The organism is Dyadobacter jiangsuensis, assembly GCF_003014695.1.
Lineage (GTDB): Bacteria > Bacteroidota > Bacteroidia > Cytophagales > Spirosomataceae > Dyadobacter > Dyadobacter jiangsuensis.
The window spans coordinates 349,608-367,589 of sequence record NZ_PYAS01000006.1 but is presented as its reverse complement, the minus strand read 5'-3'; the positions used below and the strand labels follow the sequence as shown (position 1 = coordinate 367,589).

At 49.6% G+C, this 17,982-nt stretch carries 15 protein-coding genes; 9 read left to right on the top strand and 6 right to left on the bottom strand.

The window, feature by feature from the left end:
* Positions 1-31: 31 nt before the first annotated feature.
* From CLV60_RS14855 to CLV60_RS14845, 3 genes are all read right to left on the bottom strand, one after another.
* Positions 32-961: a serine hydrolase gene (locus CLV60_RS14855; RefSeq protein WP_106596146.1), complete on the bottom strand. Its 930-nt coding sequence runs from the start codon at positions 959-961 to the stop codon at positions 32-34.
* A 6-nt stretch (positions 962-967) separates the two neighbouring features.
* Complete coding sequence (locus CLV60_RS14850; protein WP_229210975.1) at positions 968-1,852, bottom strand: carbohydrate-binding family 9-like protein; 885 nt, start codon at positions 1,850-1,852, stop codon at positions 968-970.
* Positions 1,853-1,975: 123 nt separating this feature from the next.
* Complete coding sequence (locus CLV60_RS14845) at positions 1,976-3,292, bottom strand: hypothetical protein (RefSeq protein WP_106596145.1); 1,317 nt, start codon at positions 3,290-3,292, stop codon at positions 1,976-1,978.
* Positions 3,293-4,299: 1,007 nt separating this feature from the next.
* Between CLV60_RS14845 and CLV60_RS14840 the strand changes: the two genes are divergently transcribed.
* From CLV60_RS14840 to CLV60_RS14830, 3 genes are all read left to right on the top strand, one after another.
* Positions 4,300-6,258, top strand: coding sequence for a T9SS type A sorting domain-containing protein (locus CLV60_RS14840; protein ID WP_106596144.1), 1,959 nt, complete (start codon positions 4,300-4,302; stop codon positions 6,256-6,258).
* A 119-nt stretch (positions 6,259-6,377) separates the two neighbouring features.
* Positions 6,378-7,796, top strand: a complete 1,419-nt coding sequence (locus CLV60_RS14835; RefSeq protein WP_106596143.1) for a GH1 family beta-glucosidase — start codon at positions 6,378-6,380, stop codon at positions 7,794-7,796.
* 44 nt (positions 7,797-7,840) lie between these two features.
* On the top strand, positions 7,841-8,197 hold the full coding sequence (locus CLV60_RS14830; RefSeq protein WP_106596142.1) for a hypothetical protein: 357 nt from the start codon (positions 7,841-7,843) through the stop codon (positions 8,195-8,197).
* A 3-nt stretch (positions 8,198-8,200) separates the two neighbouring features.
* Here the strand turns inward: CLV60_RS14830 and CLV60_RS14825 are convergent, their stop codons facing one another.
* The gene (locus tag CLV60_RS14825) at positions 8,201-8,455 is read right to left on the bottom strand and encodes a hypothetical protein (protein ID WP_106596141.1); all 255 of its coding nucleotides are present in this window, start codon (positions 8,453-8,455) and stop codon (positions 8,201-8,203) included.
* A gap of 120 nt (positions 8,456-8,575) precedes the next feature.
* On the opposite strand from CLV60_RS14825, the gene CLV60_RS14820 reads away from it, so the two are divergent.
* Positions 8,576-9,619, top strand: coding sequence for a DUF4097 family beta strand repeat-containing protein (locus CLV60_RS14820; RefSeq protein WP_106596140.1), 1,044 nt, complete (start codon positions 8,576-8,578; stop codon positions 9,617-9,619).
* Positions 9,620-9,736: 117 nt separating this feature from the next.
* Complete coding sequence (locus CLV60_RS14815; RefSeq protein ID WP_106596139.1) at positions 9,737-10,702, top strand: ComEA family DNA-binding protein; 966 nt, start codon at positions 9,737-9,739, stop codon at positions 10,700-10,702.
* 31 nt (positions 10,703-10,733) lie between these two features.
* Here CLV60_RS14815 and CLV60_RS14810 read toward each other — a convergent pair whose 3' ends face one another.
* On the bottom strand, positions 10,734-11,507 hold the full coding sequence (locus CLV60_RS14810; RefSeq protein ID WP_229210974.1) for an LOG family protein: 774 nt from the start codon (positions 11,505-11,507) through the stop codon (positions 10,734-10,736).
* 127 nt (positions 11,508-11,634) lie between these two features.
* On the opposite strand from CLV60_RS14810, the gene rpiB reads away from it, so the two are divergent.
* Entirely contained in the window at positions 11,635-12,066 is a 432-nt protein-coding gene (gene rpiB, locus CLV60_RS14805; RefSeq protein WP_015814316.1) for a ribose 5-phosphate isomerase B, read from the top strand.
* Here rpiB and CLV60_RS14800 read toward each other — a convergent pair.
* The gene (locus CLV60_RS14800; protein WP_106596138.1) at positions 12,063-13,475 is read right to left on the bottom strand and encodes a hypothetical protein; all 1,413 of its coding nucleotides are present in this window, start codon (positions 13,473-13,475) and stop codon (positions 12,063-12,065) included. The two genes, rpiB and CLV60_RS14800, sit on opposite strands and share 4 nt — an antisense overlap.
* A 205-nt stretch (positions 13,476-13,680) precedes the next feature.
* Between CLV60_RS14800 and rbfA the strand changes: the two genes are divergently transcribed.
* From rbfA to CLV60_RS14785, 3 genes are all read left to right on the top strand, one after another.
* Entirely contained in the window at positions 13,681-14,064 is a 384-nt protein-coding gene (gene rbfA / locus CLV60_RS14795) for a 30S ribosome-binding factor RbfA (protein ID WP_106596137.1), read from the top strand.
* Between the two features lie 16 nt (positions 14,065-14,080).
* Positions 14,081-15,307: an FtsX-like permease family protein gene (locus tag CLV60_RS14790; protein WP_106596136.1), complete on the top strand. Its 1,227-nt coding sequence runs from the start codon at positions 14,081-14,083 to the stop codon at positions 15,305-15,307.
* 116 nt (positions 15,308-15,423) lie between these two features.
* Positions 15,424-17,979 (top strand): M1 family aminopeptidase, encoded by a 2,556-nt coding sequence (locus CLV60_RS14785; protein ID WP_229210973.1) that lies wholly within the window; start codon positions 15,424-15,426, stop codon positions 17,977-17,979.
* The last annotated feature ends 3 nt before the right edge of the window (positions 17,980-17,982 follow it).

Below are 17,982 nucleotides of genomic sequence, written 5' to 3'. Positions count from 1 at the left end.
TCCCGGCAGGCGCCCGACTTGCCGGGATTTTTCAGAACCAGAATTTTTCGGAGCCCTGTACCGGTTTCCATTCACTTTTCGGTTCAAAATGTTTCCAGATGATGGCCGATACCTTGCGGATCAATGCATAGCCCTCATTGTCTTTCTGCCAACGCTGATCCTCCTGGTTTTTGGTTGCAATGCAAAACACGTAATCGCCGTGCGGCGCGTGTACGACCAGTACCTCCGATTTCGCCTGATTTACCGCTCCGCTTTTGGCAGCGATTTTTACATTAGATGGTAACTGGGAAATGGCCTCGTCGTCCCAGAACTGCATTCCGAGGTAGCGGTACATCCTGTCGCTGGCCGCAGGGCTAACGGCCTTCCCGTTTCGGATCATCGCTACCAGCTCGGCCATTTCGCGCGGTGTAGTGACACCCCACCCGTAACGCGCCTGAAATTCCTTACGCCCGGGTGTACGGGAGTTTACACGCGTGTTTGCAAACCCGTTTCCATCCAGCCATTGGTTAATCGCCGTGCCGCCACCGGCCATGGCCTGCAACCACAAGCTGCCGGTGTTGTCGCTTTGGGAGATCATCAGATGAACGACTTTGGGCAGGGCAATTTTCGTGCTGTCCCGGAAAGAGCCGACGATGCCGTTGTCGTATTTCAGCGAATCACGGTAAACGAGTTCCTGATTGAATGTGATTTCTCCTTTTTCGATTTTGTCAAAAATGCCGCACATGATCGGTACCTTCACCATGCTGGCAGTGGGGTAGAGGGAATCGGCATTGACGGCTGCAATGCGGTTGGTTTTCAGGTTGCGCACATACACACCCACCTGCCCGTGGAAGCCCGCGAGCGCGGCTTCGAGCTGGGCTGTCAGTTTTTTATCAACCACCGTTTTGCCGGTTGTCTGAGGTTGGGCGGATATGCCCACTGTAAGCAGTGTGAGGAAAAGTAAAATAGCGGACCTGATCATGTTTTATCAGTTTTGAGCGGTGGTTACTTCCTTGATCTTCCCGGCCTTCGCTTTGCTGAAAACCAGTTTCCCCCAGTACTCGGGGTAATGCATATTGATAATGCCCTGCGGCGACCATACCCAGTTGTATTCAGGAATGATCTTGCCGGTTTCCGCATTACGCTTGCGTTTATAGCGACCATCCTCGCCGATTTCGTGCTGCCAGTTCACGCGTGAGAAGTTGATCCGCCACTCGGAGCCGTCTGCGGGCATGACCGGTTTTACATTTTCGGTAGATAATGACTCGAAAGGGATGGCGATTTCCAGCGTCCAGCGCTTGTCCTTGTCCTTCGCATTGTTGACGGTACCATTCACCGACACTGCCGATTTCAGGCCCTTGATGTCCCATTTGAGTTGCGCCTTGCCGCCTTTGCGGTAAGGTTTCGGCAAAAAGAGGTCGAATGTGTTGTTGATGGCATTGATTTCGAGCTCATAGTAATTCTCTGTATCGCCATCCGGGTCGAGAAATACCTCGAAATCGTTTTCCAGGTATACAATCTGATCCTTTTTGTCCTGATACGCCCATATATGCTCCTCCTCGATTTGCGCGGCAATGTAAAGGTATTGGTCGTTCCAAAGCATTTTCACGCGGGTCTCTTGCAGCGGTAGCGGCTTTTTGTCCCCTTCAATGTCCACGAACGAGGAGGTCCAGGCGGCTTTCTTCCACGAATGCTCGTTCATACGGCCGTCGATCGTAATGCTTTTTTCAGCGCGGTAGCAAGTGTAGGTTTGGGGGGAAGGAGGCGTTTGTGCTTGTGCGCCGGCGGTGATCAGGGCAGCCAGTGTCAGCGCGGCGCCGGTTTGGAAAATGTCAGGGCTGTTCTTTTTAGTGAGTAAATTAAAATTTTTCAAGATTGGTAAAAGGGAGTAGTTCAAAATGCTGAATATAGGTCATTTTTCCCGCATTTTGAAGCGAAATAGCCAGTTTTGGCAAGATTCATCCCGTCGTTCGTTTGCGCTTTACCTGTTGTTTTTTTACGGTTTGAGCAGGTCGCTGGCTTTGTTTTCGTTGCTCAGTAATGTTTCAAAAAGCGTCCATCGTTTATCTGTGGCATCGGGCGTGCCTCCTTGTGCTTCGATGTATTTCCGGATAATGTCCTGCCCGTAATTGTAGTTGATAACGTAGCTCCGGTATTTGCGAATGAACCGCAGGTAATCCGATGCGCCTTTCTCGGGCAGCAGGCTATAATCGGTAAGCCAGCGCTTGGCTTCCTGGTCGCTCATGCCGTGGTCGAGCAGGCCGCGGGCGACTTCGTTGCGGGCGTAGTTTAATGCCGAGCGGATCGCCAGGGCTTCGAAGTAGACGTTGGCCATGGTGGTATCGAGGCCCGCGAGCGGGATCAGCACATTTTTGCAAAACTCCCGCTGCTCATTACCGGGGAAGGCCATGGAAATACCATAGTTGGCGCTCCCCTCGGCGATCAGCGACTGCGGGCTGAATAACGGGTAAAGCGAAATCTCAGGCCAGCCTTTGTCGCGGTAAAGGTTCTTTTCCAGCAATGCATTGTACACGTGATGCCCCGGGTATCCTTCGTGGCAAGCCAGATCGATGGCCCGCTCGATATAAATCGGCTGACTTACGTTGATCTGGATCACACTTTTGTAATTGCCTTTATACCAGTTGTACCCCGACCACGGCTTGTCGCGCACATATTCGAGCTTGAAATCTTCGCCCGCAGGTAGTGCATAATGCGCCAGCGTACGCTTGCGAGCCTCTGCGATGGCAGTCCGGAAAACGGTATCGATCTTGCCCTGGGGTATCAGAAAGCGGCTCGCCAGTTGCTGGTAGCGGTTGGGAATAGGTCCCTTTCCGGGTAAAAGGCGGTCGAGCTTTGCAATGAGGTCCTGGAAATGCTTCTCGTCGTACACCGGCGCCACAGCGTCGAAGAGTTCTTTGGATTCGCTATCAAAGGGCACGAGTGTGCCTGAAAACAAGTGTATGCGCCTCTCAAATGCCGTCAGCTGGGCGGTTAGCCAGGCGGCACGGCGTGTGAGGGTGTCGTTTTGGTTACCCGTTGCCAATGCAGCCAGCGCCTTTTTCAGAGAGCTGGTTTTTTGCAGGAATGCGTCTTTCGGAAATTGCGAAGTGTCCGTTTTTGCCGGTCGCAGCGAATCAGGGCCATAATAGGCGTCGACAAAATCGCCGTCGTACTGGCCTATCGAGAGCCCGAGCGTGACGTATTCTCTGGCAATACTGTCGAGGTTGCTATTATGATTGGTAGCCGTTTCGCGTGTACTGCACGACCCGGCAAGGACTGCGAGCGTCAGTATTTTAAGGTATCGTTTAAGCATAATGTTGTAGTCTGAGGCCTTAACAGCTAAAATACACAGGTTACTCAGAAAATCTTGGGAACTAGCGGAAAATGGTATGCTCTAAGAACCTTCCCGGCCTTTTTTCGCACGTTTTGAGCCTAAAATGCAATGAAAAATGACCTGGAATCCTATTTCAGGTTCGATTCTCTTTGTAAAAATAACTCGAGAGTTATTTGGTTTACAGGCTGGTTCCCGCGCTGTTTGTTTTGTGAACTTGCCTACTGAGCAGTATTTTCTATCGTAATACTGAAATTTGGTCTAGGTTTATTTGGAGGCTATTGTCGATAAATCCGAATAGAATGTAGCTAAATTGCTGTAAGACAGCCATAAAATGGTTGTATTTTATTCGCAGTCAATAGAAATCTTGTAGAACCCGCGGTTTAGGCAAAAAAAAGTTTTGTCGAAATTCTTCAGTGAAAACTCATCGATATCCACATCTCCGATCATTTTTCATGAATGCCGTTAGTTGGTCAAAATGGGCATTTGGTACCCAAAATCGACTCATACATCATTTACAGGTGTAGAAGTTTTACTTGTACGGCCGTCACCATTGTGACTATGCGATGATTTCGGGGTGAACGAAGATGGTATTGGGGTGTCTGGATAAAAAGCCTTTGTGACCCGGGAGTGGACAAAATTTTCTTCTGTTTTGATGTAACCAACCGGTGTTGTAAATAGGTGGGTGATAGTTTGGGTTTATTGAAAAAGTACTATTACTAATTTTAAGCGCATGTGCAACCAGTTAGCAGGAATGTTAGAATTGTTTTTATTGGATAAGTGCTTAGAAATGAAAATAAATGCGCATTTTTTTGTAGAAATATTTCTTAAAAATAGATTAGAAATAATTGAAAATTCGATATAAACATAATTTTTACGCACTTGTCATATAAAAAAAGTGCTATTTTGAGAGAATCTAATCTATACCTTTGTGACGTACATTTTGTTGACAAGCCAGTGCAGCTAATCAATTACAAATCAAATACGTTATGAAAAATTTTACGTTTCTCTTAAGCCTTTTACTCTTAAGCCTGGGCTTCGCCTTCCAGGCCCATGCCACAACCAGTTGTGGTTGTGAGAACAACGTGCTGACCAACGCCAGTTTCGAAAACGGAACTACGGGCTGGTCGAAATCAACCAACACCAACTTCGGTACGGACGACGCATACAACATGTGCGGCGACAAGAATGGGTTGATCACCGGTTCAGGATCTGTGTGGCAAGACATTAACAACGTGGCTGCCGGAAGTACAATCAACCTGAGCGTATATGGTGGTACGCACGATAATAGCAAAACGCACGAGTTCAAACTGATTTTCTTTACATCAGGCGGAAACCAGATCGGTGATGCGATTGTGAAGTCAATGAACTACGAAGTAGGCAGTGGAAATCAGTTGCAACTTTACACGATGTCGGCAACTGCGCCTGCGAATACTGCAAAAGTTCGTTTCCTGCTGTATTCAAGTGGTAACTATTTCAAAGTGGATGCGGCATGTATGAAGATCACACCTCCTGCAACCCCGGTGGACTGCGACTGCGTGAACTCCAACCAATATATTAAAAATGCAAGTTTCGAAAACGGTACAAACGATTGGTCTAAATCCAGCGGAACAAACTTTGGTACTGACGATTCATACGAAATGTGCGGCAGCAAAAATGGATTGATCACTGGCACAGGTTCGATATGGCAGGATATTAATGTGGTGGCCGGTGCGAAAGTGGATGTGACTGCCTACGGTGGCACACATAATACGGGCGCGACACACCAGTTCAAGCTTACTTTCTATGATGGTGCTGGAAACAAGATTAATTCCGGTGAAGCGGTTGTGGAAATGGATTATAAAGTGGTCGACAGTAAACTGAAACAATTCTCGATTTCTGCTACTGCACCGGCGGGAGCTACAAAAGTTCGCTTCTCGCTCTATTCGTCGGGAGATTATTTCAAGGTAGATGCAATCTGTACGACTGTCACTCAGCCGGCTACCTGCCAGGAGTGTAATGGCAACACATTACAGAACCCTAGCTTCGAAAACGGTACGAACAATTGGAACGTAACAGGTACATTGACAGTTGAGCCGACCTACGCAGTATGCGGTGTAAACGGAGCAAAATTGAGCGGTGCCGGCAAATTCTGGCAGGATGTAGAATTGCAGACCACCACCGGAAACCAGGTTACTTTGAATATCTATGCTGCATTCAGCACCTCCAATAGTCAGAAGATCCAACTGGTGTTCCTTAGCGAAGCTCAGACAGAACTTGGCCAGATCACCAAGGAGATAACAAAGCAGCTTAACAGCGGAACGTGGGGCCTCGAAAAATATACATTGGCAGGAACAGTTCCTTCGGGTAGCAAATTTGTGCGCGTGTTGCTCTCATCGAATGGGAATGACCTGCTTGCAGACAACGCATGTCTTACTTTCTCAGGTCCTCCATTGCCTGTAACGCTGTCCGCATTCTCTGCGAAAAAAGAAGGGTCGGTTGCGCAACTGGCTTGGGCTACTACCGCTGAAACCAACTCGGCTTACTTCGAGGTGCAGCACAGCCAGGACGGTAAAAATTGGACAGCACTTGCACAGGTTGAGGCAAAAGGTGAAAGCAAGGAACTCGAAACATACACCTATACCCACACTAATCCATTTGCCGTGAATCTTTACCGGTTGAAAATGGTGGATCTGGACGAAACATTCGCTTACAGCGCGATCAAGAGCCTCAATTTCGACGGCCAGGAGCAGCTGAATGTTTATCCAAACCCGACAGTGGACCGCATCAAAGTGAGCAGCAACCAGCAGGTCACGAATGTGAAGGTTTACGCTCAGACAGGTGCATTGGTGCTGAATGCGACGCCGGATTCGGCCAACGAAGTAGACCTGACGAAACTGACGCAGGGAACCTACTACGTGAAAATCAACAATGGTCCGCTGATGCGTAAAATCCTGGTCGTAAGATAAGCTCCCAAAGCCCCTGGATCGGCATTCGTGAAAGCCCTTCGTCCGCAGTTTCCGGGCGAAGGGCTTTTGTTTACATATTAGTTTTAACTTTCGTATCTGAAAGTAACCGGTACACAGACTTGACAACAGTTATTAATCAACATATAAAACAATCGGGGTACCGGCCTTCGTCGGCGGCCCCTTTGTCGCGGGAGGATTTTGGGAGTGATTTCAAATGGGGGGTAGCAACGGCAGCATACCAGATCGAGGGGGCCGTGCATCATGATGGCCGGAGCGATTGCGTATGGGATGTTTTTGCAAGAAAGAAAGGCAAGATCCGGAATGGCGATCATGCGCGGCATGCCTGTGATTTCTACCACCGTTACGAGCAGGACCTCGGACTGGTGAAGGAGCTGGGGTTTGAGCAGTTCCGGTTTTCAATTTCGTGGTCGCGCATATTGCCTGATGGGCACGGGCGTGTGAACCAGGCAGGCATCGATTATTATAACCGGCTGATTGATCAATGCATTGCGTTGGGTATAGAACCGTGGATTACGCTGTACCATTGGGATTTACCGCAGGTATTGGAGAAGTCCGGCGGCTGGAAGAACAGGCGCATTGTGGAGTGGTTTGCGGAATACACCGCCGTATGCGCCCATGCATTTGGGGATCGCGTAAGGCACTGGATTGTGCTCAATGAGCCCATGGCGGTGGCCGGGCTTGGCTATACTACCGGCGAGCATGCTCCGGGAAACAAGGGTATACACAATTTCCTGCCGGTGGTGCACCACCTGGCTCTCAGCCAGGCAGAAGGCGGCCGGGTACTGCGGCGACTATTGCCCGAAGCACGCATTGGTAATGCGATTTCCTGCTCCTACGTGGTTCCTAATAGCCAGAGTGCGGCGGATATTCGTGCGGCGCGCCGGGCGGATGCACTTATGAACCGGCTTTTTATCGAGCCGGCATTAGGGCTGGGTTATCCCAAAGACGCATTTCCGTTTCTATCGAATATCAAACGGTTCATGCGCGAGGGCGACCGTGAGAGGCTGAAATTCGATTTTGACTTCTGGGGACTGCAAAACTATTTCAGTGTGGTGGTACAGCATTCGTACCTCGCGCCGGTAATGTGGCTGAAAGAAGTGCCGGCCACGCTCAGGAATGTTCCCACGACTGGCCTGGGATGGGAGATCAGCCCTAACGGAATGTACGAGATATTAAAGCAGTTTCAGCGGTACAAGGGCGTTCGTGAGTTGGTGATTACTGAAAACGGGGCGGCATTCAAAGACAAGCCGCAGGATGGGAAAGTGGATGACCAGGGGCGGAAGGCATATTACAAGGATTACCTCGATGCCGTTCTAAGGGCGAAGAACGATGGCGTCAATGTTACCGGTTATTTCGCATGGACGTTACTGGATAACTTCGAATGGGCGCATGGTTACTCCGCCCGTTTTGGTCTGGTATTTGTGGACTTTAAAACCCAGGAGCGCACGGTGAAGGAGTCGGGGAAGTGGTTTGCCGGATTCCTTAAAAAGCAGAAAAGTGATTTTGCTTCCAACTAATTCGGAAACGGGTGTGTCTAACCTCAGATTAAACCCCTTTAACCATGAAAGTACTGATTGTTTTATTCGGTTTGCTGGCCTGGATAGGCTGCCATGATGAAAGTGGCGACGTGAATGAACAGGTTTACGAAACAGACGCAACCTGGACAAACATGCTCGCTACCGACGGTTGTTCATGGCATTTCTCGATCGCTTCGAAGGATTCGACCTATTCGGTGCTGCCCAACGAAGCGTCCCGTGCTAAAATAGAGAAGGAACTGGGGAAAATTGAAGATTATTACAGCTTCACACCGGTCCATTTGAAATATAGCCTGACAGGGTCAAAAAGTACCGTACAGTGTGGTTGGGGCCGCACCGCAACGTATGACGAAATCAAGGTCGTCGAAATCCGCAAAAAATAATCCTTACAAATGGAGGATTTTTTTCGCCTCCTGTTCGGAATAATAAGGTATTAACTCCGCTTCATCAATAATCTCCTGCACCTGCTCCTCTGTGGCAGGTGTAGCTGCTTTAGGGCGTTTTGAGTCCGGCAGCGTTGCATTCGGATCGGCTTGCTCTTCTTCAAATACGATGGTTCCTTTTCTCTGGAGGTTTTGAAGGATTTCGAACACCAATTGTTCCTCGGATTCCCGGACGGCTTTTACGCGATATGTCTTCATGGTTTTAGCTGGTTTTGAATCTAAAATAGCAAAAATTGTACCGGGTTGTAACTTTTAAGGAGACTGCATGCAACCTGGGTGCCGGCTTTTACATCATTGGGCAAACAAATCACAGATCCCATGAAAATTAAACAACTACTAACTTTCGTCCTGTCCGCGCTGTGTTTCGTAAGTGCGTGTGCACAAGGCGATGATGACAAACCTTACGTTACAAAAAACTTCAACGGTTCATCTCTGAAAGAATTACAGGTAGAAACTTCCGGGGGCTCGATTTCTGTTCTGGGCGGCCAATCCGACGGTTTCAAGGTGGAAATGTACATACGTAGCAATGGCTGGAACGGGAACAAGGAATTGAGTAAAGAGGAAATTGAAGATCGCCTCGAAGATTACGATATCCTGATCGGCACCGAAGGCAACAAGGTGATCGCCACCGCAAAAAGAAAGAGCAATCTGCAATGGAATGAGAAAAAGAGCATTTCCATCGCATTCAAAGTGACGGCCCCGCGTAACGTAGCCACTAACCTTAAAACCAGCGGCGGAAGCATTAAAATCGCTGCATTGACCGGATCGCAAAACTTCCAGACAAGTGGAGGAAGCTTGAAAATCGACGACCTCGACGGCATAATCCATGGCAGAACTTCCGGCGGTAGCATCGATGTGGCGCATTGCAGCAAGGAAATTAACCTGCATACCAGCGGCGGTAGCATTAAAGCCAATGAATTGAAAGGAAAAATCGAGCTCAAAACCTCCGGCGGCAGCATTGAACTGAACAAATTGAATGGAGACATTTTGGCACACACCAGTGGCGGAAGCATCCGTGGCGAGGGTGTAGACGGTTCACTCGACGCCGGTACTTCGGGTGGTTCGGTGCGGTTGGCCGATGTTTCGGGCAGCGTGCGTGCTAGTACCAGCGCCGGCAGCATTGAGCTGGAACTGAAATCACTGGGTAAATATGTAGATCTTTCCACTTCCGCAGGCAGCGTGCGCGTGACCATGCCGCTGGATAAAGGTGTCGACTTGAACCTGAGAGGTAACAAAGTGGCTATTCCGCTTAAAAACTTTGATGGTTCGGCGGAAAAAGACCGTGTTCAGGGCAAAATGAATGGCGGAGGTGTTCCGGTAACATTGTCGGCCAACGCGGGTGGTGTTTACGTAAATCAGTAATTACATATATAATTAAGGTTCAAAATGGGCAGGCGGCTTACCGTCTGCTCATTTGTGTTTTAAAACCTGTTACCAAAATGCAGGTGCAGCGTCAAAAGGAGAAAACAATCCCGACGTATGTATCAGAAAATTTTAAATGGATTACAGGACTTTTTCGGAATATCCCGAAAAGAGGCGCGCGGTGCTTTGGTGATGATGCTTGGCTGCGCGGTGATCATGTGGATGCCCTTCGTTTTCCGGCGCTGGATACTGCCCTTCGTGCCTGTTGGTAGCCCGCGGCCTGAGCGTAGGGTGCTGGATAGCATTGCATTGCTTTTGGAAAAACAGCAGGCAGCCTCATACAAGCCTCGCAAGCGAAACGCTGCCTCCAATGAGCCGGCTGCATTGAGGCCTGAACAAATAAAACTCGTCAGATTTGACCCCAATACTGCCTCGGAGCGTGAGCTGATGGGGGTTGGTATTTCAGGGTTCCTGGCCGGGCGCATTGAAAGATTCAGGAGCAAGGGCGGGCGCTTCAATCGGAAGGAAGATCTGATGAAGATTTACGATTTCCCGCCTGATCTGTATGCACGTTTGGAAAAGTATATTATGATTCGGGATCAGAAACCGGGTTTTGAGGCAGCACAGCAGAGTTTTTCCAAGCCTTATTCAAGCACAACCCGCAGATACGAGGTAAAAAACACCATTCAGGCATTCGACATTAATCAATGCGACACGACGGCGCTGATTCGCCTGAACGGGATTGGGAGCAAGCTCGCGTTGCGTATTTTGAAGTTTCGTGACGGGCTGGGCGGATTTCATTCCGTCGACCAGTTTAATGAAGTTTACGGACTCGATTCCGTTGCGTTATCCGAGTTGAAGCGTTTTGCGAGGGTAGGTAATGGGGTTAAAAAGATCAATATCAATACGGCAACCATCGAGGAGCTTGGCAGGCATCCTTACCTGCGAAACCGGAAGCAGTTGCAAATCCTGGTCAACTACCGCACACAGCACGGGCCGTTCCGTTCCCTGGAAGAATTGCGGAATGTAAAAGTGCTGGATGAGGCGATGATACAAAAAGCCGGGCCATACCTGTCGTTCTGATGGTCTGGCCCGGCTTGGAGAATATCGGTTGTTAGAAGTTGGGTTTCAGGAGGTATTTCGAATAGAACGTGTCGATCACTTTCACCGCCTCGTCGGGGGTATCCACCAGGCTGATCAATTTCAGGTCTTCCGGATTGATATTGTGCTCGGTCAGCATGGTTCCTTTGATCCAGTCGATCAGCCCCGACCAGTAGGCGGTACCCACGAGTACAATCGGGAAACGGCCGATTTTTTTGGTCTGGATCAATGTCATCGCTTCGAAAAGTTCATCGAGCGTACCAAACCCGCCGGGCATTACGATGAAGCCTTGCGAGTATTTCACGAACATCACTTTCCGCACGAAGAAGAAATCGAAGTTAATGCTCTTGTCGTGGTCGATGTACGGGTTGCTATGCTGCTCGAACGGCAGTTTGATATTTAACCCGACGGATTTCCCGCCCTGCTGGAACGCACCTTTGTTACCGGCTTCCATAATACCGGGACCGCCACCGGTGATCACGCCATAGCCGTGACGTACCAGCTTTGCCGCAATTTCTTCCGCGGTTTTATAGTGAGGATTGTCGGGCAAAGTACGGGCAGAACCGAAAATCGAAACGCACGGGCCGATTTTGGCCAGTTTGTCAAAACCTTCTACGAATTCGGCCATTACTTTGAATACAACCCATGAATCAGCACTCTTGATTTCGTTCCAGTTGCGGTCTTCAAACGCCTCCTTGATCCTTTTCTCATCTTCCGGGACCGCCGGATTGAGGAGAGAAACATCCACTAATTCTCCATTGGTAGGTTTTACTTCTTCTTCACTCATATTTAGCATTCAATTGAGTTGTTGATCAGTATAATGGTAACTTTGTACCATTAACACCAATAATAAAAAACTTTTCACTCTGTCCGCTTTCGTTAACGAACGGTGGACTGTAATTAACAAAAAAGTAATGAGAAAAATTGCTATCGGCTCCGATCACGCAGGTTTCCCCTACAAGCAGCCGGTTATCGACTGGCTTACCACCAATGGTTTCGAAGTAAAGGATTTTGGAACATATAGTGCTGACTCGGCGGATTACGCGGATTTCGCACACCCGGTGGCCAGTGGTGTGGAAAGCAAGGAATTTGAAAAGGGTGTACTGCTTTGTGGAAGCGGACAGGGCGTGTGCATTACCGCGAACAAGCACCAGGGCGTGCGTGCTGCGCTCGTGTGGGATTTGCCGCTCGCGCCTTTGGCCCGCCAGCATAACGATGCGAACGTGATTTGTTTTCCTGTGCGGTTTATTGAGCTGGAAACGGCGTTGGCCAGCCTGGAAGCTTTTTTAAGTACCGAGTTCGAAGGAGGCCGTCACCAGACGCGCGTCGACAAGATTTCCTGCTAATAAGCTCTTTGGTAAATACCTTTCCAGGGGCTTAAAATATATTGCTTTTTCAATGCCGGAACCCGGTTCAGGAGTTTCGGCATGATATTCACCTTGTCGATCACATATTCGGGCGGATCCTTGCGGAAGTTGTCATAGACGTGGATCACACTGTCAAAATTGTCGAGATTCTGCAAATCGTAGCTCGCCAGTTCCCAGTTGAGATAGGGGGTGGCCGTGAAATTATTGATATACTCTCCTGAATTTTGCCCTAAAACCAGAATGCGTTTGTTCTGGATCTGCTCGGGTAAACTGGCGGGTTTGGCCCGCAGGTTTTCCAGCTTGCCCATGGAAACGCCGGGTAATACGCCCCTTAATCCCTGATACTGTATCAAAACGATCATCGCGCCCATGAGGGTAAACTGCAACTCGTCCGCCCAGCTGTTCTTTTTGAAACTCTGGAAGTAATGCGTGGCGAAGAATGCAGCAGGCGGAATGAATATTACGAATTGCATCGGAGCGAGGAACTGCATCAATGGGATCGTAAATACCGCGGCGATAAACCATAGCGCCATTACCTGCTGAATGCGCGTCTGGTAGTTCACAAAGCGGAGCGTCGTGAAAATCCGCATAAAACCCATGATCCCGAAGCCTAGCGGCAGCAATAGCGACGCAAGTAGGGAAGAAAAGTCGTTGAGGTTGTATTGTTTTACCTGGAATACCGACGTGAGCAGGTTTCGGTTCAGGCTCTCCATGCCGTTGTTAAGATAGAAAAACAACACGACCATCAGTAACGGGAATATCGAACCGAACAGGCCAAGCAGATGGTGGCGGAAAGTGGAACCCGTATAGAACAGCAATGCGAGAAACGCCCATACCATGAAAAGCGACGCCGGCAGGTAGAAAAGGGTGGCGATACCGATGTAAAGCCCCAGCTCAAAAACCTGCGTGGTTACCTCTCTTCTGACCAGCATTTTAACAATCGAGCCGAATGCGAAAAGCAGGAAGGTATTGGCCAGCAGCATAGGCGACAATGTGCCCATATCAAAAGAAATATTCAGGAACAGCGCGTATAATGCACCGGGTAGGAATGTGCGCTCGGGGAACACATCGCGGGAGTGGATAACGTAGTTGAAATACAATATCTGTACCAGTGAAACGCCCATGGCCGCCAGCTGGTACACCCATTGCGTACGGCCAAAGAGGCTGTCGATAAGCCAGTAGGTAAGGCCAGAGAACGGACTGACGTTGTCCCACACATCGCGGTAGAGCATAAACCCACGACCCATTTGCTCGCCTACGAGCATCCAGCTCAGCTCGGGTATCAGCAACGGTGCGCCGCCCAGGAAAAAAGGGAGACGGAGCAGCAGGAAGAATACTACTAAACTGATGGTCTGGTACCGTGCATTTACGCGAAAAAAACTAAGCAAGCGGCTGGTGGATTAGGTATCTTACGGGAATAAGTTTCACGAAATTACAATGCCGGGTTCTACAAAAACAAAATAAGTATGGATATTTGTACTTATTGAAAGGAGAGAGGGAATGATTTAGGAGATGTTAGTTTACATCAGCCTAACTGGTGAACCAGGATGTGCGGTCAGGACCGGCAAAACCCCTCCGTTTAACATTCAAGACATGGAATCGAAAAGACAACAAAAAGTAGGCAGGCAAATACAGAAAGACCTGGGAGAAATTTTTCAGAAAGATGCGCAGCACCTTACCCACGGGTCGTTTGTGACGATCACCGCCGTGCGCGTAACGCCCGACCTCAGCATTGCGCGTGCGTACCTGAGCTTCCTGCCCGATAAAAACAAAACCATGCTGCTGGAAACGATCCGGGAAAATACCCGTTTTATCCGCCAGAAGCTCGCCGAACGCGTCCGTCACCAGTTGAGGATCGTTCCGCACCTGCAATTCTATATCGACGACACTGCGGAGTACGCAGCCAAAATGGATCAGTTGTTTGCGGATCTGGTGATCCCGCCTGCACAGCCCGACGAGGAGGAAGATAGCTACTGATTTCAAGTTCGAGCCCATGGACATTTCCTACCGGATTGCCGTTCGCTACTTTTTTTCGCGTAACAAAAGGAGTTTCATCAGTCTGATCGCACGCATTGCTATGGCCGGCGTGGCGGTCGGGACGATGGCAATGGTGGTGGTATTGTCGGTGTTCAACGGGATGGAGGATCTCAACCGCAAGATCTTCCAAACTTTCGATTCGGATGTACGCATCGTTCCCGCGGAAGGTAAGCGGTTCAAGATGACGCCTGCATTGATGGCTGAACTGAAAGCCGTAAAGGGCGTAAAGCTGGTCACGAAGGTGATTGAAGACAATGCATTGGCCCGTTATGGAAGTCAGCAAACCATTATTCGTCTGAAAGGCGTCGACAGTACCTTCGAACAACAGAAACAGCTCGATACAGCCATTATTGAAGGCTCGGTGAAACTCGTCGGGGAGAATGGCACGCCTTACGCGATTATTGCGGAAGGTATCCGGAATGCATTATCTATTTCTCTCGAAGACATATTCACGCCACTTGAACTCCTTTACCCGCGTACCGGCACGAAGACGCTCAACCTGACGTCCCCCGAGGCATTCAATCAGTTGAACCTGCGCCCGGGTGGTGTGTTTTCCATCGAATCGCGCTACGACGACTACATTATTGCCCCGTTGAAGCAGGTCGAAAGCCTGATGGGGTACAACGGGGAGCTTACTGCGTTGGAAGTTTACATTGCGCCGGGTTATACAGAGAAGGACGTGAGTGAGGAGATCGGTGGGAAGCTGGGCAAGACTTTTGTAGTGAAAGACCGGGATTCGCTGAATGCGGATTTGCTCCGGGCAATAAAATTGGAAAAGCTTTTTGTGGCAGTCACCCTTTCGCTGATTATTTTAGTAGCTGCAATCAATATCTTTTTCTCGCTCAGCATGTTAGCGATAGAGAAAAAGAAGGATGTTTCGATGCTGTTCGCGATGGGGGCAACGCAGTCGCTGGTGAGGCGGATCTTTTTGGCCGAAGGGGCGATCGTGGCATTTTCGGGCGCCATTGCGGGGCTTTTGGGCGGTATTATCATCTGTTGGCTGCAAATGCGGTACGGCTTTGTTTCGATGGGTATGACCACCTCGCTGGTAGACGCTTATCCTGTTAAATTAATTTGGGAAGACATACTCTACACAGGCGTAATTGTCGTTATGATAACTATGGTTGTTTCGTACATCCCGGCCAGAAGGGCCGCAGAGGCGGGTGCGCTGCTGCGGGTGTAGCATGGCCCGAAAACGCCAGAAAATCGTTTATTAACTTATTTACATTGACTTACTTCCTAGCAATCAATCAGAAAGCGGATATGACCGGTGATATTAAAAGGCCTTCTTTGAACCGATTGATCTTTACAATTTTTGGCATACTTTCTCTTTCATTCAGCGCTCCGGCATTGGCCGGCGTCGATGCTGACACACTCTACCGAAGAAATCCAGGCACGGTCACCAAGCAGGGACCTTACCGGCCCGAAAGAGTTCGCAAGAGCGATATTTTGTATACCCGGCTGGATGTGCAGCTGGATTGGGTCAAACAGCAGGTGCCCGCGTCCGCGATTTTGAAGTTCAAGCCCCATTTTTATCCGCAGAATACGCTCGAACTCGATGCAAAAGGGTTTGAAATAAAAGGTATTTCAATGCTGGATGCTGCCGGCGAATATGGCGACCTGACTGGTGAGGAAATTGCCGGGAAGGTTAAAAAGAAGCTGGAATTCACTTACGACAAGCGCAAGCTCACCATTAAACTCGGTCAGGAATACACCCGTAAGGACACGCTGTTTGTAAAAATCGACTACATCGCGAAACCAAACGACGTGCCGAGAGGCAAGGAGGACGACAGCGCTTCCGATAAAGGCTTGTACTTTATTAATGCCGACGGCCTCGACGAAGGCAAACCGCGGCAGGTATGGACGCAGGGCGAGACCGAGGGCAGTTCTTGCTGGTTCCCGACGATCGACGCACCGAACCAGAAGTTTACCCAGGACATCTACATTACGGTTGACAGCACTTATAAAACCCTTTCCAATGGCTTGCTCGTCGGGCAGGAGGAAGGCAAAAAGGGCCTGCGCACCGATCACTGGAAACAAACCCGGCCGCACGCTCCGTACCTTGCTATGATTGCGGTAGGCGATTTTGCGGTGGCTAAGGATATGATGCCAAACGGACTGGAACTGAGCTATTACGTTGAGCCGAAATACGGTGCCGATGCGCACGCGATCTTCGGGCGGACACCGGAAATGATGGGTTTCTTTACCAATATCTTCGGCGTGGAATATCCGTGGGAGAAATATGCACAGATTGCCGTACGCGATTTTGTGGCCGGCGCTATGGAAAATACCACGGCGACGGTTCATGAGGAAGGCGTGCAGAACGATGCCCGCTCGCTCGTTGACGGGAATTCCGACGCTGTGATCGCGCATGAACTGGCGCACCACTGGTTCGGTGATTATGTAACGGCGGAAGAATGGGGGCAACTCCCATTGAACGAGTCGTTTGCCAATTATGCCGAATACCTTTGGAGTGAGTATAACGATGGTCGCTTTGAGGCTGACTGGGGTAATTTGCAGGAAACGAAAGAATACCTGGCGGAATCGGAAACCAAGCAGGTGCCGATGATCCGTTACTTTTATAAGGATCGCGAGAATATGTTCGACGCGCATTCCTATGCCAAGGGAGGCCGCATTTTGCATATGCTTCGGTCGTTGGTGGGGGATGATGCATTCTTCGCGGCATTGCAGCTGTATCTCAAATCGCACGCGTTTGGAACGGCCGAAATCGATGAATTGCGTATTGCTTTCGAAAAAGTGACCGGGCAGGATTTGAACTGGTTCTTTGATCAGTGGTTCCTCCGCCCCGGACACCCGTCGTTGAAGATCGACCAGCAGTTTGTGCCGGCGCAGTCAAAAGTGGTTTTGAAAATAAAACAAACGCAGGACACGCTGGCCACAACGGTTTATCGCCTGCCCACAAAAGTCGATGTGTGGGTTTCCGGTAAAAAGAGCCGTTACGATGTGGTGGTGGATAAAGTAAACCAGACCCTTGAATTCCCGGCCGCGAAAAAACCTGATCTGGTGATATTTGATGCCGATGCGAACCTGCTGGCGGTTGTCGAGCACGATAAAAACAGACCGGAAATGGAGTTTCAGTATGTCAATTCCGACCGGTTCCTGCACAAGTATGAGGCATTATCTTCTCTCGAAGGTGCGTTGGCTGACACCACGGCCCGCAAAATCCTCGTGAAGGCGATGGACGATCCGTTCTGGAAGCTGCGTCAAATGGCGATCAGTAATTTCGCGGAATATGCGGGAGAAGGGTTTGCAGATATTGAGAAGGTAATCCAGAATCGCGCGCAGAAGGACCCGCATCCGCAGGTGCGCTCCGAAGCGATCATCACGCTGGCTTCATTCGGCGACAATAACAGCGATCCGATTTTCAAAGCGGCGCTGACGGACAGCTCTTACCTCGTAGCGTCGGTAGCGATTGAGAAATACCTGATGAGCCAGCCCAACGACGCGGCGGAAGTAGCGGCGCAATTCGAAAATTCGCCTAATGATGCCATTATTACATCGGTAGGCAATTATTACGCAGGCTTAGCGCAGCCCGAGCGGTTCGAATGGTTCCTAGCGAAAATGAAGGCCATGAAGCCGACGGAGAAATACAACTTCCTGCAAGTTTTTGGTAAATACCTGATCAAATCGAAGCAGGATATCCAACGCAAAAGCATTCCGATCCTGGAAGGCCTCGCGCGCGACAACTCTTCCTATTTCGTCCGTTTCGGTGCTTTTCAGGCGCTGGGACTGCTTACTGACATCCAGGGTGTGACAGCACTCCGGAAAGACATCCGCGCGAAAGAAACCGAACCGAAGCTGAAAGAAATGTATAGTCAGTTTGGGGATTTGTAACGA